The organism is Parafrankia soli, assembly GCF_001854695.1.
Lineage (GTDB): Bacteria > Actinomycetota > Actinomycetes > Frankiales > Frankiaceae > Parafrankia > Parafrankia soli.
In genome coordinates this window covers 1-13,211 of the sequence record NZ_MAXA01000224.1, presented here as the reverse complement: position 1 = coordinate 13,211, position 13,211 = coordinate 1, and the positions used below count along the sequence as shown (strand labels likewise).

14 protein-coding genes and 1 pseudogene are annotated in these 13,211 nt (G+C 70.3%); 11 read left to right on the top strand and 4 right to left on the bottom strand.

The window, feature by feature from the left end:
- Positions 1–39: 39 nt before the first annotated feature.
- Both BBK14_RS20590 and BBK14_RS20585 read right to left on the bottom strand, forming a co-directional pair.
- The gene (locus BBK14_RS20590; protein WP_071064900.1) at positions 40–717 is read right to left on the bottom strand and encodes a response regulator; all 678 of its coding nucleotides are present in this window, start codon (positions 715–717) and stop codon (positions 40–42) included.
- Complete coding sequence (locus BBK14_RS20585; RefSeq protein WP_241831705.1) at positions 714–1,928, bottom strand: sensor histidine kinase; 1,215 nt, start codon at positions 1,926–1,928, stop codon at positions 714–716. The genes BBK14_RS20590 and BBK14_RS20585 overlap by 4 nt, the downstream gene beginning before the upstream one ends.
- Before the next feature lie 270 nt (positions 1,929–2,198).
- Here BBK14_RS20585 and BBK14_RS20580 point away from each other — a divergent pair, with 270 nt between their 5' ends.
- The 4 genes from BBK14_RS20580 to BBK14_RS20565 all read left to right on the top strand — a co-directional run bounded on the left by BBK14_RS20580 (position 2,199) and on the right by BBK14_RS20565 (position 6,201).
- Positions 2,199–4,370 (top strand): MMPL family transporter, encoded by a 2,172-nt coding sequence (locus tag BBK14_RS20580; protein ID WP_071064898.1) that lies wholly within the window; start codon positions 2,199–2,201, stop codon positions 4,368–4,370.
- Between the two features lie 131 nt (positions 4,371–4,501).
- A complete protein-coding gene (locus BBK14_RS20575) occupies positions 4,502–4,708 on the top strand; it encodes a hypothetical protein (protein WP_071064897.1) in 207 nt (68 codons plus the stop codon).
- 234 nt (positions 4,709–4,942) lie between these two features.
- Entirely contained in the window at positions 4,943–5,578 is a 636-nt protein-coding gene (locus tag BBK14_RS20570) for a maleylpyruvate isomerase N-terminal domain-containing protein (RefSeq protein ID WP_071064896.1), read from the top strand.
- Positions 5,579–5,787: 209 nt separating this feature from the next.
- A complete protein-coding gene (locus BBK14_RS20565; RefSeq protein ID WP_241831704.1) occupies positions 5,788–6,201 on the top strand; it encodes an NUDIX domain-containing protein in 414 nt (137 codons plus the stop codon).
- A 41-nt stretch (positions 6,202–6,242) separates the two neighbouring features.
- Here BBK14_RS20565 and BBK14_RS20560 read toward each other — a convergent pair whose 3' ends face one another.
- Together BBK14_RS20560 and BBK14_RS20555 are read right to left on the bottom strand one after the other, a co-directional pair.
- A complete protein-coding gene (locus BBK14_RS20560) occupies positions 6,243–6,692 on the bottom strand; it encodes a nuclear transport factor 2 family protein (protein ID WP_071064894.1) in 450 nt (149 codons plus the stop codon).
- A 32-nt stretch (positions 6,693–6,724) separates the two neighbouring features.
- Entirely contained in the window at positions 6,725–7,378 is a 654-nt protein-coding gene (locus tag BBK14_RS20555) for a helix-turn-helix domain-containing protein (protein WP_116430120.1), read from the bottom strand.
- 161 nt (positions 7,379–7,539) lie between these two features.
- Between BBK14_RS20555 and BBK14_RS20550 the strand changes: the two genes are divergently transcribed.
- The 7 genes and pseudogenes from BBK14_RS20550 to BBK14_RS39325 all read left to right on the top strand — a co-directional run.
- On the top strand, positions 7,540–8,595 hold the full coding sequence (locus BBK14_RS20550) for a zinc-binding dehydrogenase (RefSeq protein ID WP_071064892.1): 1,056 nt from the start codon (positions 7,540–7,542) through the stop codon (positions 8,593–8,595).
- 97 nt (positions 8,596–8,692) lie between these two features.
- A complete protein-coding gene (locus tag BBK14_RS20545; protein WP_018503932.1) occupies positions 8,693–9,199 on the top strand; it encodes a nuclear transport factor 2 family protein in 507 nt (168 codons plus the stop codon).
- 74 nt (positions 9,200–9,273) lie between these two features.
- Positions 9,274–10,116 (top strand): NAD(P)-dependent oxidoreductase, encoded by an 843-nt coding sequence (locus tag BBK14_RS20540; RefSeq protein WP_071064891.1) that lies wholly within the window; start codon positions 9,274–9,276, stop codon positions 10,114–10,116.
- Between the two features lie 37 nt (positions 10,117–10,153).
- Complete coding sequence (locus tag BBK14_RS20535; RefSeq protein WP_071065040.1) at positions 10,154–10,963, top strand: NAD(P)-dependent oxidoreductase; 810 nt, start codon at positions 10,154–10,156, stop codon at positions 10,961–10,963.
- Between the two features lie 18 nt (positions 10,964–10,981).
- Positions 10,982–11,875, top strand: a complete 894-nt coding sequence (locus BBK14_RS20530) for a sugar phosphate isomerase/epimerase family protein (RefSeq protein WP_241831703.1) — start codon at positions 10,982–10,984, stop codon at positions 11,873–11,875.
- An 8-nt stretch (positions 11,876–11,883) separates the two neighbouring features.
- On the top strand, positions 11,884–12,681 hold the full coding sequence (locus BBK14_RS20525; RefSeq protein WP_071064890.1) for an SDR family NAD(P)-dependent oxidoreductase: 798 nt from the start codon (positions 11,884–11,886) through the stop codon (positions 12,679–12,681).
- A gap of 249 nt (positions 12,682–12,930) precedes the next feature.
- Positions 12,931–13,211, top strand: a pseudogene (locus tag BBK14_RS39325) (ABC transporter substrate-binding protein); the annotation flags it as partial.

Here is a 13,211-nt window from a genome sequence, read left to right as displayed (position 1 = left end):
CCGGCAGCTCGAGCTGCGCGAGCTACCGTCGGTCCGGACTCATCGGCCGATGTCATGGTCGCCGGCTTCGACCAGTCCACTTTCGTACGCGAAGACCACAACCTGGGTACGGTCGCGCAATCCGAGCTTGGTGAGGATGCTCGACACGTGCGACTTGACGGTCGCGGGTCCGATGAAGAGTTCCTGGGCGATCTCCGAGTTGCTGGACCCCCGGGCGACTGCGACCACCACATCACGCTCCCGGTCGGTGAGGCGTTCCACGCGGCGGGAGGGGGCGGAGCCGACAGCCCGGCGCTCGGTGAACCGCCCGATGAGACGCCGGGTGATCGACGGTGCCAGCAGCGCGCCGCCGTCTGCCACCGTGCGGACAGCGCCGGCGAGCTGGTCGGCGGGGATGTCCTTGAGCACGAAGGCGCTGGCGCCGGCGCGTAGTGCCTGGTAGACGTACTCGTCCGGATCGAACGTGGTCAGGATGAGCACCCGCACGTCCCAGTCGGCCTCGGCGAGGATTCTCGAGGTCGCTTCGAGTCCGTCCATCGCCGGCATCCGGATGTCCATGAGGATCACATCGGGACGATGCTGTCGCGCCACCTCGATCGCCTCGAGCCCGGTCCCGGCCTCGGCCACGACCTCGATGTCGCCGTGTACCCGCAGGACCATGGCCAGGCCTCCGCGGACCAGCGCCTGGTCGTCGACGATGAGGACGCGGATGCTCATGCGGGACTCCCTCCGATCGGCAGGCGGGCGACCACCCGGAACCCGCCGCCCGCGGCCGGTCCCGCGTCGAGGCTCCCGCCCAGCAGCAGCGCTCGCTCCCGCATGCCGATGATGCCGTGGCCGCCCAGGCCCTCGCGGACGGCACCCGGCTCGAGCGCGGCGGCGCCGCGCCCGTCGTCACGGACCTCGATGACGAGGCCGTTCTGTTCGGTGACCAGGCTGACCGTGGCGGGTGCGCCGGGGCCGGCGTGCTTGAGCACATTGGTGAGCGCCTCCTGGATGATGCGGTAGGCGAACAGGTCCAGGCGGGCCGGAAGCCCGGCCGGCAGTCCGTCCGTGGCCAGCGTCACATCCACGCCCGCCCGGCGGATCTGCTCGATGAGCCGGGGCAGTTCCGCGAGGCTGGGCTGGGGCCCGAGATCGTCGGGGCTGGTCTCCGGTCGTAGGACGCCGAGCAGATGGCGCAGCTCCTCAAGCGCCTGGCGCCCCGCCTCCTCCACCGCCTCCATCGCCCGCAGGGCGGCCGCCAGGTCCTCGGCGGCGACGGCTCTGGCCCCGCTGGCCTGCACCGTCATGAGGCTCACCCGGTGGGCGACGACATCGTGCAGCTCCCGTGCGATACGGGTCCGCTCGTCGGTGACGATCCGGCGGGTCTCGGCGGCCCGTTCCCGCCGGAGCTGCGCGGCACGGTCCCCGCGGAGTTGCACACGGCGTCCGACATACCAGGCCCCGAACATCACGAGGCTGCCGAAGACGGGCACCTGCCACCAGGGGCCCGGATCGTCGAGACCGTCGACGCTGGCCAGCGCGGTTGCGGCGGCGGCTCCCGCGGGTCCCCGCCAGTCCACGGCGGCGTAACGGCCCACCGCGTACAGGCCGATGATCGTGGGCCAGCCGAGATGGGTGGTACCGCCGCCGAGCAGCACGGCCCAGGTGGTCAGCGCCACGCCCAGCACGAGCAGGGGCGCTCGTCTGCGCCAGTACAGCGCCGGGTTGGCCACGGCGCAGCCCACGAGGACGAGGATCGGGGCGTCACCGATCGAACGAAACAACAGCGTGTCGCCGGGCCCGTCCACCACGAACACCGTCATGACGAAGGACGCGAGGGCTAGGCCGGCGTCCGCGGCGCGCGGCCAGCGGGCGAAAGGACCCCGAAACCGCCCCGGAGCGTTCTCTGGTGGCGTCCGGAAGGGCGGCGCCGTGCGGTTCACCGTCACTTCTCAGCGCGGTTCACGGCTGGCGGCCGCGGTTTCGCAATGGGCACCGCCTCACGGTAGGCGAGGCCGGAAGAGTAGTCGCCAGCCTCCAGGCGTAATGCGGCCTCCCCCGTGAGGCGGAGAGGAACCCCGAATCCGCGCCGTGCGACCGCCTTCCGGCGGGGCACCGAACCCCTCCGTGGGCGGGCGACGACCCGGGATGCCGACAAGCACAGTGGAGCGGCGCAGGAACGGAACGCGACGCCGCTCTCAGGAGAACCAGCCATGAAACAGTTCACCCGCCGCATCGGGGACGCGGCCGCGCACCGGCCAAAGCTCACGATCGCCGTCTGGGGGGTCGTCGCCGCTCTTCTGCTGGCTCTGGCCGGTGCGGTCGGCGGCCCTTTCGCCGACGACCTCGTCGCTCCGGGCAGCCAGAGCGAGAACGCGATGGAGCTGCTCGAGGAACGTTTTCCCGAGGCGGCCGGGGGCAGCGCCCTGGCGGTGTTCGCCGTGGCGGAAGGACAGCGACTCGAGCGTCACCGCGACGCCGTCTCCGCGGCGGTCGCCCGCATCGAGGGCGTGGAGCACGTCGCCACCGTGACCGAGCCGTTCACCGCCGGCACCGTGTCGCCCGGGGGACGCATCGGCTTCGCCGAGATCACCTTCGACGTGCCGGTGACGGAGGTCGGCACGGAGGCCCTCGCCGCGATCACCGACCAGCTGCGGCCGGCGCGGGACGCCGGTCTCGTGGCGGAGCTCGGCGGCGACGCCGCGTTCATCAACGCCGAGGCGGCGACTTCGGGCACGGAAATGGTGGGCCTGCTGGCGGCGCTGGTCGTGCTGGTCGTCGCGTTCGGCACGATCGTGGCCGCACTCGTCCCGATCGTGCTCGCCCTGGTGACCGTCGCCGCCGGGGTGGGTGGCATCGTGCTGCTGGCCAACGCCATGGACGTGTCCTCGGCGGCCCCCACGATCGGGGCGATGATCGGTCTGGGTGTGGGCATCGACTACGCCATGTTCGTCGTGGCCCGCTACCGCGAGAACCGCGCGGCCGGCCAGGACGATCCCACCGCGCTCTCGAACGCGATGGGATCGTCGGGCACCGCGGTCCTGCTCGCCGGGGGCACCGTCGTCGTCGCGATGCTCGCCCTCGTGCTGACCGGTCTGGGTTTCCTGGCCTCGATCGGTCTCAGTACGTCTCTGGTAGTGCTGTTCGCCGTGGCGAGCGCCCTGACACTTCTGCCGGCGCTGCTCACGCTGCTCGGCGGCCGCATCGACGCGGGGCGGGTCCTGGGGCGCAGGCGCGCCGCCCGGCATCCCCGGGACACGGCCTGGTGGCGCCTCGCCCACCGCGTCTCCGGCCGGCCGTGGCCGTACCTGCTCGTCGCCGCGGCGGTGCTGCTCGTGCTGGCCGCGCCGGCGCTGTGGATGCGGACGGGCTTCCCGGACGCCGGCGACGACTCGACCAGCACCACGCACCGCCGTGCCTACGACCTGCTGGCGGAGGGATTCGGCCCAGGGGTGAACGCCCCCCTGCTGCTCGTCGCCGACCTGCGCCGGCCGGGCGCGGACCTCGACACCGTCCGCGCGCTGGCCGGGCGCGTCGCCGCGGACACCGGCATCGCCACGGTCGGCGACCCACAGATCTCTCCCGCCGGGGACACGGCTGTGCTGCACGCTCTCCCCACCACGGCCCCCGCGGACACCGCGACGTCGGAGACCCTCGCGCGCATCCGTGACCTCGTCCCCGGCAACGTCGCGGTGTCGGGGACGACCGCGCTGACCGACGATCTCACCAGGCAGCTCGCCGACACCCTGCCGATCTTCATCGCCGCCATCCTGGCCGCGTCGTTCCTGCTGCTGATGGTGGTGTTCCGGTCTGTCGTGCTGCCGTTGAAGGCCGCCCTGCTGAACCTGTTGTCGATCGGCGGCGCGTACGGCGTCGTCGTCGCCGTGTTCCAGTGGGGGTGGCTCGGGAGTTTGTTCCGCCTGGAGGGGACGTACCTGATCGCGTCGCCGCTGCCGACGATCTTCTTCGCGGTCCTCTTCGGTCTGTCCATCGACTACGAGGTGTTCCTGCTCTCACGGATCCGTGAGGAGTACGACGCCACCGGGGACAACGCCGAATCGGTGGCCCGTGGCATGGCGGGAACGGGTCGCGTGATCACTTCCGCGGCACTGATCATGACGGTGGTGTTCCTCAGCTTCGTCGCCAACCCCTCTCCGCTGGTCAGGATGATGGGTCTCGGGCTGGCGGCGGCGATTGTGCTCGACGCGACGATCGTCCGCATGGTGCTGGTTCCCGCCACGATGGCGCTGCTGGGCCGGGCGAACTGGTGGCTACCCCGCTGGCTCGACCGCCGGCTGCCCCGGGTGGACTCAGGCGGTGCCGGCCTCCCACGGCAGTGCGAGCCCGTGCTCGCCGTGCCTGCCGACCTGGCGAAGCGCGGCTGACCGATGGTCCACAGGCACCGGCACATCAGCCGGGAGGAGCCTGCCGGGCTGCACGACTCCGGTTACGTCTCTGTCACGGAAACCTTCTGGTCGGGGTCCGGCCCGGCGCCCACATCTTCGTCGTCGCGACGGTGAGCCGGGACGGCGGCAACGGCCCGCGCCTGCGCCTGTCTGCCGACCCCACAGGCGAGGGGACCACGGCCTGCACGCGCGCGCAGACGCTGGACCACCTGGCCACCCGCGCCGCCCGCTGGGCAGCGGGCGCCAAGGCTACCGCGGTGACCGGTCTCGTCCTCACCAACGCCGGGCTCGTCCTGATCCTGACTGGCTTCGGCTGACCCGGCGCCCCCAGGGGCACCGCACCCACCGAGCGGAGTCGTCGTGTGCGCCAGCTCCACCCGCGGGGCGAGGCCGGTCAGGACTCCGACAGCGACCATGATTGTTGTCCGGCGAGTGGCGCTTGTCCGCGGACACAGCCGTCAGCCGGCCACCGTCGCCGGTCAATGAAGGAGATATCCGCAGGCGACTCCTGGGCGTGCCGCTGGCAAGCAAGTCGCGGGAGGATCGGCCGTATGACATCAGGTAGGCAGCTTTTTCTGGACGTCGCCGCATCGGCTGCGGCGCTGCTGCGCGATCCGGCGGTCGCCGCGTCGTGGGAAACAGACAGCGCGTTGGCTGAATTCCGCGTCAGCGGGCTGACCGCGCACCTGGCCTGGCAGATCACCATCATTCCCCGGCTGCTCGCCGAAAAGCCACCGGACGAGGAACCCGTCGCTCTGTTCGACCACTACACCACCCAGGCGGTGTGGATCGGCGCGCCCCTGGACGACGACCTCAACGTGACCATCCGCCGCCTCAGCGAGGAGATGGCCGCGGACGGTCCGGGCGCGCTGGCGGCCCTGGTCGACGCCGCCATCGGTGAGCTGCGCGACCTGCTGCCAGCCGAGCCTGCCGGGCGGATCGTGAGCCTGGAGTCGATGGTGCTGTCCCTCGACGACTTCCTGACCACCCGGACACTGGAGATCGCCGTGCACTCGGACGACCTGGCGGTAAGTGTGGGCGTGCCGACACCGGAGCTGCCGGCCCCGGCCGCCGACGCGGTAATCGCCCTGCTGACCCGTCTCGCGGTGCACAGGCACGGGCCCACGGCCGTCCTGCGTGCGTTCAGCCGCGCCGAGCGTGCCCCCGCCACGATTACGGCGATCTGAGCGGCGGGTAACCCGACGCGGGCGGCCGGATGTCGCCGTGAACCGCGCAGGCGTTCGGCAGGCGTGCCGGCGCCGACCGAATATGGTCGTGCGTCATGCGGAACTCGTTCTGTTCGTACTGCGGCACGAAGTATCAGCCTGATGTGGCGTGGCCGCGGGTGTGCGCTGGCTGCGGTGAGACAACGTGGCTCAATCCGCTTCCGGTGGCGGTGGCGTTGCTGCCTGTCGTGGAACCTGACGGCGGACGCGGTCTGGTGGTGGTGCGCCGCGACATCGACCCCGGCCGTGGCGAGCTGGCGCTGCCCGGCGGTTTCATGGAGCTGGACGAGGCCTGGCGCGACGCCGTCGTTCGGGAGCTGAGCGAGGAGACGGGAATTACCGAGCAGGCGGCGGATGTCCGCCTGTTCGACGTGCACAGCGGGAACGACGGCCGGTTCCTGCTGGTGTTCGGCCTCCTGCCGGAACGGCGTTGGGCCGAGCTACCGCCGGTGATCGCGACGAACGAGACGACCGAGTGGCTGGTCGTCACGGAGCCGCRGCAGCTCGTGTTCCCGACCCATACCGACGCGATGGCCTTCTACTTCGCGCGAATCGAGGGGCAGGTGCCGGCCTCCGCCTCCTGAAGCTCGTTCAGGGCCATCCTGGCGGGGTCCCGGACCAGGGATCATTCTGGGGCGAGCTGTGCGGCCGGGGGTGTGGTGCTGGCGGTCAGTGTCCGGGCGGTGCGGGCGACACGCCGGCTGATGCGCCAGCCCTCCGTGGTTCGGAGGAAGATGTCCTCGTAGCTACCGATCACATCGACCCAGTTCGCCGGATCGTCGGGAGTTACCAGGAGGACGCCGTGGACGTAGGACCGGACAGCCGCCCGGTCCCCGTCGATCCTGATGGCGATGTTCGATATGCGGTGGAACGTCGGGCCCATGTTCTCGTGGGTCCGTGCCATGACCTCGGTGAGCGCGTCGGCGCCGGTGAACTGTCCGAAGGAGCCGTAGTCGGCCTCGACGTCGGGCGTCCAGCAGGTTCGTAACAGTTCCCAGTCTCGTTGGTCGATTCCCGTGGCGTAGCGGACGACCACGTCGCTGATCTGCGCGTGGTCTTCCTGGAAGTTGGACACGGCTACCTTCCTGTCTTTCCCTGGTCAGCAGGCTATCCCCGGCCGGCGGTGCCGTGGTTGGTCTGCATCTGGGTGTACGGGCTGGCCTGGTCGGCGGCGTGGCCGGGCCGGGGCTGCAGCAATCTGATGATCATTTCGACGGTGCGTTCCACGGGACGGCTCCGTGCCGTGGCCGCGGACAGGAGGGTACGGGCCAGGATGGCGCCGAGCAGCATGTCGAAGACGTCGTCGGGATCGACGTCCGGGTCGATGCTGCCGGGCGGTGCGGCGCGGAGGATGTCCTGGAACTGTGGCCGTGCGGAGACCCGTAGGTAGAGATCCGGCGGGCGGGGCCGGCTGGACGCCTGGTGGTGGGCGAGGAGACCGGCCGCGGCCGCGCGGGACGCGGGGGCGCTGAAGGCTGCCAGGTAGGCGCGGACGAACCGGCGGATGTCTCGGCGGAGGTCTCCGGTCGGCTGCACGCTCGGCGGGCTGAGCCCGGGGAAGGTCGCTTCTTCGATCAGCTCGATCCGTGACCCCCAGCGACGGTAGATGGCCGAGGCGTGCACGCCGGAGTGTGCCGCGACGGCCTGGATCGTGGTCGCGTCGAAGCCGCGTTCCACGAGGAGCTCGCGGGTCGCCGCCAGCGYGCGCTCGTCGATGCTCGCGTCACGTGGGCGTCCTGGGCGGCGAGCAGGCTCTGCCATGCCCGCGATCGTATGGTCCCGGCGTTACAGCCGGCACCACTCCCGCAACTTCCAGGACATGATCTCCTGGAAAATTTCAGGACGATGTCTTCTATAACTGGCTGGATGTCACTACAGTCCCGTGACGGGATCGTGTCCTGGTCGCTGACGAGGGAGAGCCGATGAGAGCAGCCGTACTGCGAGAGGGAGCCGTCGAGGCCCGGGTCATCGACGACCCGGTGCCGGGGCCGGGCCAGCTGCTGGTGCGGTCGCTCGCGTGCGGCATCTGCGCGTCCGACATCCACTTCATGGATCACCTGGAAGCGGGCGTCGACGACGACAGCGGGATGTCGACCTACGACCGCGATGTCGACATCGTCATGGGCCACGAGTACTGCGCAGAGGTCGTCGACTACGGCCCCGGAACCGAGCGGCGGATCCCCGTCGGCGCCCGGGTGAGCTCGCTGCCGGTGCTGTCCACGCCCACCGGGAGGAAGATCATCGGCCAGAATCCGGAGTCACCCGGCGGGTTCGGCGAGTATCTCCTGCTCGACGAGGCCATGACCCGGGTCGCGGTCTCCGAGCTGCCGAACGAGATCGTCTGCATCGCCGACGCGGTCTCGGTCGGCCTGTCGGCCGCGTCCCGAACGCAGGTGACGACGAAGGAGGTGCCGCTGGTCATCGGCTGCGGGGCGATCGCCCTGTCCGTGATCGCGCAGCTGAAGCGGCTGGGGGTCGGRCCGATCCTGGCGGTGGACTTCGTCGCCTCGCGTCGCGAGACCGCGCTGGCCATGGGAGCGGACGTGGTCATCGACCCCGCCGAGGTGTCCCCGTACCAGGCCTGGCGTGACGTGGCCTACGGGACGTCCGAGGCGACGAGGGAACTGATGACGGTCGCCGGCCTGCCGGGATGCGTCGTGTTCGAGTGCGTCGGCATTCCCGGCGTCCTGGATTCGATCATCAAGGGCTGTGAGCGCAACACCCGGATCTTCTCGGTGGGAGGGCCTCCGGAAGGCGATCACCTGCACACCCTCACCGCCAAGCGGAAAGGCATCAACATCCAGTTCGGGGGCGGCCCGTCGATGCAGCACTGGGACGAGGCATTCGCGGCGGTCGGCTCGGGCGACCTCGACGTCACACCGATGCTCGGCCGGACCGTCGGGCTCGACGGCGTGGCCGAGGCGCTCAACGCCTCCCGCGACGCCAACGGACCCGTCCGCATCGTCGTCGTGCCCTGAACCAGAGCCGTGCGCTGAACCGCCCCCGCTCGGCCGGCACCCGCGTCCGACGTCCGACGCACGCAGATAGCGCACCCCTTCGGAAGGGCTGTCATGGATGAGTGAGATTGAGGAGCTGCGCGCCGCTGTCGAGATGCTGGCGGCGAGGGTCCGGCTGCTGGAGGACCAGGTCGAGATCATGCAGCTCGTCGCCCAGTACGGGCCCGCCGTCGACAGCGGGTCGGCGACCGCCACGGCGGAGCTGTGGACCGAAGAAGGCACCTTCGACGCCGTTCCCCACCTGCGGATGCGCGGCCGGGACGCCATTGTCGACATGGTCAACGGCGGCCACCAGCGCCTGATCCAGGGCGGCTGCGGCCACGTCCTGACCGTCCCGCACATCGTGATCGACGGGGACCAGGCGACCGGCCGCAGCTACGCGCTCAACATCCGCTGGGATGCCGACGCCGACCGGTTCTGGGTCGCCCGCGTCTCCGCGAACACCTGGCGCTGGACGCGCACACCGCATGGCTGGCGTATCAGCGAGCGGGTCAATGCCAACCTCGACGGCACCCCCGAACACCGCGCCATGCTTGCCCCACGCCCGCCTGCCGGCGGCGACTGACCCGCCCTCGGTGACCGGCCTGTCGGCAGCGACCCGCCGGCCGAGCGCCAGTACGCACGCCGTCTGGAGGATCAATGAAGATCGGATTCGTCGGGCCGGGCCGGATGGGCCGGCCGATACTCGACAGGCTGACAGCCGCCGGCCACGACGTCACGGTGCTGGTGCGCCGCCCGGAGGCCAGGCCAGCGGCCGAGGCCGACGGGCTGCGCTGGGCGGCGACCGTGGCGGAGACCGTCCATGACGCGGATGCGGTGTTCATCGTCGTGCTCCGGGACGACCAGGTCAGGCAGGTGTGCCTCGGCCCCGACGGGGCCATCGCCGCCATGAGGCCGGGAGCGACGCTCGTCCAGCACACAACCTCGGACCCCGCGAGCGCGCACCTGCTCGCCGACCAGGGAGCGGACCGGGGAATACGAGTCCTTGACGCCGCGCTCTCGGGCGGCCCGCACGACATCGCCGCCGGCCGCCTCACCCTGTGGGTGGGCGGCGACGAGGCACTGCTGGACGAGCTGCGACCGGTCCTCGGGGCGTACGCGTCGCCGATCATGTTCGTGGGGGAGCTGGGCAACGGTCAGCGGGTCAAGCTCGTCAACAACGCGCTGTTCGTCGCGCAGGTCGGCCTCGCGGTCGACGCGGTGCGCCTGGCGGCTTCGCTGGGAATCGAGGAGAAGGCGATCCTGGCGGCCGTTCAGCACGGCAGCGGCGCCAGCCGCGCCCTCACGATCGTCGCCAGCGGCGGGTCGGTCGACGCGGTCCCCGGGCGCATCGGGGACCTCATGCTCAAGGACGTCACCGTGGTCCGCGAGGTCGCGCGCAGCACAGGCGCGGACCTCGGGGTCATCGGGACAGTACTGGCCTCCGACGCCGTCGAGACGAAGGTGCTCCGCCAGACCGGTGCACCGGCCCGGACACCATGACCACCAGTACGCCGAGAGCTACCACGACGAGGACACCGTGAAGACTGGATTCATCGGGCTCGGCAGCATGGGGCTGCCGATGGCACAGCGGCTTCAGTCGCAAGGCCACGACCTCACGCTCTACGCCCGGCGGCCGGCCTCGCTGGAACCGTTCGCCGGCACCAGCGTGGCCATCGCGGCCACCCCGGCGGAGATGGGCGCGTTGGTCGACGCCGTCGGCATCTGTGTCTTTGACGCGGCAGGTGTGGAAGAGGTCATGTTCGGACCGGACGGTCTGGCCGAAACCCTCAACCCTGGCGCGATCGTGCTCGTCCACAGCACGGTGGCACCCGAACAGATCCGCAGGATCGCCGGGCGGGCGGCGACGCACGGCCTACGTGTCCTGGACGCGCCGGTGAGCGGCGGGCAACCGAGGGCGCTGGCCGGCGAGCTGACAATCATGATCGGCGGTGACGCTGACACGCTCGCCGATGTCGCCGAGCTGCTCTCGGCGCTGTCGAACCATGTCGTGCACCTGGGCGCGGTCGGGGCGGCGTCGTACGCGAAGCTCATCAACAACACGATGTTCTCCGCGCAGATCGCACTCGTGGACGACGCGATGAAAGCCGGGGAATCGCTCGGAGTGGACCCCGTGGGACTCGCGGCGGTCCTGGCGACCAGCAGCTCGGCCTGTGTAGCCTCGGGCGTGCGGTTGCGTGCCGGTTCCCTCGCCGGTCTCGCGGACTCGCCCGCGAATCTGAYGCTCACCAAGGACGTCACGCTGATGGCCGAGCTTCTTGGCGACGCTCCGGGAAGCGGGCTGGTCGAGGTCGCGCAGCGTTTCGTCGCCGCCATGAGATCCAGCTGAATGCGGACGGACACCCGGATGTCGACGACCGCAGGACAGTTGGGTATCGAGCATCAGACCGTCTTCGGGCTGCCGCCGGTGGAGTTCGTGCATCTTGCCGCGGATCTCGGTTGCAGATACATAGCCGCTGTGCTTTCCGGCAACCCGGTCAACCCACATGGCTACCCGCCGTTCTCACTGCGTGACGACGCCGCGCTGCGGCGACGGACGATCGCGGCGATGCGCGAGCGAGAGGTGTCGATCTCCCTCGGCGAGGGGTTCGTCGTCCGTCCCGGGAGCGACATGCGCGGCTACGCCGCTGATCTGGATGTGATGGCCGAACTCGGCGTCGCGATGGTCAACACCGTCACGATGGACCCGGACCTCGACCGCAGCCATGACGAGTTCGGGACGCTCGCCGAGATGGCCAGCGAACGCGGGATGCAGACGACGGTCGAGTTCGCACCTTCGCTGACCATCAAGGATCTTGACTTGGCGCTGGCGGCGGTCCGTCACGTCGCGCGCCCGGACTTCCGGCTACTCATCGACACCATGCACCTGGCGCGGTCCGGGCACACCCCGGCAGACCTGGCCGCGGTCGATCCCGCCCTGATCGCCTACGCGCAGCTCAGCGACAACACGCTCCAGCAGCGCGGCACGGTTTACCGTGAAGACTCGATCAACAGGATGGTGCCAGGCGAGGGTGAGCTCCCCCTACGGGACATCCTCGCCGTACTCCCTCCGGACATCGTGATCGGGCTCGAAGTTCCGATGCTTTCCGCGGCCCAGGCAGGCGAGCCGACCGAAGAACGTGCCCGCCGCTGCGTGCAGGCAGCACGCGACCTCCTGACCGCTGAGGCGCTGAGGCCGCCGGGGACGCTGAGGCCGCTGGGGGCGCCGTCGACCGCCCACCCATCCACCATCGAAAGGTGACAACAGTTATGACAGCCAAATACGGACCGTGGGGCATCATCGCTGGCGGGTCCGACGGAGTCGGCGCCGCGTTCGCGCACGAGATGGCAGCCCGGGGCCTGAACGTCGTCCTGGTCGCCCGGCGGGTTCCCGTCCTGGAGGCGTTCGCCGAGGAGATACGGGCCCGGCACGGCGTCGAGGTCCGCACGGTCGCGCTGGACCTCAGCGTGCCAGGCACCGTCGCATCGCTCGCGGACGCGACCTCCGACCTCGAAATCGGACTGTTCGTCTACAACGCCGGCGGCGACGACACCAGCACCCTCTTCCTCGACAAGGACCTCGACACCCATCTGAAGTTGATCCACCGCAACTGCGACAGCGTCCTCGAAGCCGCCTACCGCTTCGGCGGCCCGATGGTTGCCCGGCGGCGCGGTGGCCTGGTTCTGGTGACCTCCGGCGCGGCCTGGGCCGGCGGCGCGACGCTCGCCACCTACGGTGCCACCAAGGCCTTCGATCTCCTCTTCGCCGAGGCGCTCTGGGCCGAATGGCACACCAGCGGCGTCGACGTCCTCGCTCTCGTGCTCGGCAGGACAGACACCCCGTCCATGCGCCGCGTGTTCGACGCGAAAGGTGAACCCTACGGCGACGCCGCGGACCCGGCCGACGTCGCGAAGCAGGCACTCGACCACCTCACCGACGGGCCCACCTGGATCTTCGGCAGCCAGAACCCCACCGGCGGCTCACCCTTCGGCGCGACAAGCCGCCGCGACGCCGTCCTCGTGATGAGCCGGGGATCATCCACGAGTAGCGCCAGCACAGGGTCCTGACACCACCCTGGGCCCGGGCCTGCCTCTGCCTATAGCGGCCGGGCGGCTAGAGGAAGCCTGCTGTTCTCGTTCGCGAATGATCACAAATCCACCCAGATGACCCGAAATCGTCGACGCCGAATCACGAGCCGGACTTTGGCTGCTACGGGCAAAGAGTTGGCCGAATGCGCAAAGACCTCCACGGTCCCACCACCGATGATGTGTCGAGACGGCATCGCCGGTAAATCCAGGAGGGCAGGGATGACGCCCATGCCCATGGAAGGGTGGAAGATGAATCGTGGGACGCGATTATTCGTCACCGCTGCCGCATGCTGTGCGGCGCTCCTCCTGGGGGCCTGTGGCGGCGGCGGCAGCGATCCCGCCACGTCCGCGGGGCCCTCGGGCGAGCCGGTAGCGGGTGGCGAAGGACGGATTCTCACGCTGAGTGATCCGCGTACTCTGGATCCGGCGATCCTCGGCAACGCGTATGCGTCCGGCGCCCTCCTGGGTAACGCCCTGTACGGGACCCTGATGACCAACGATGAGGCAGA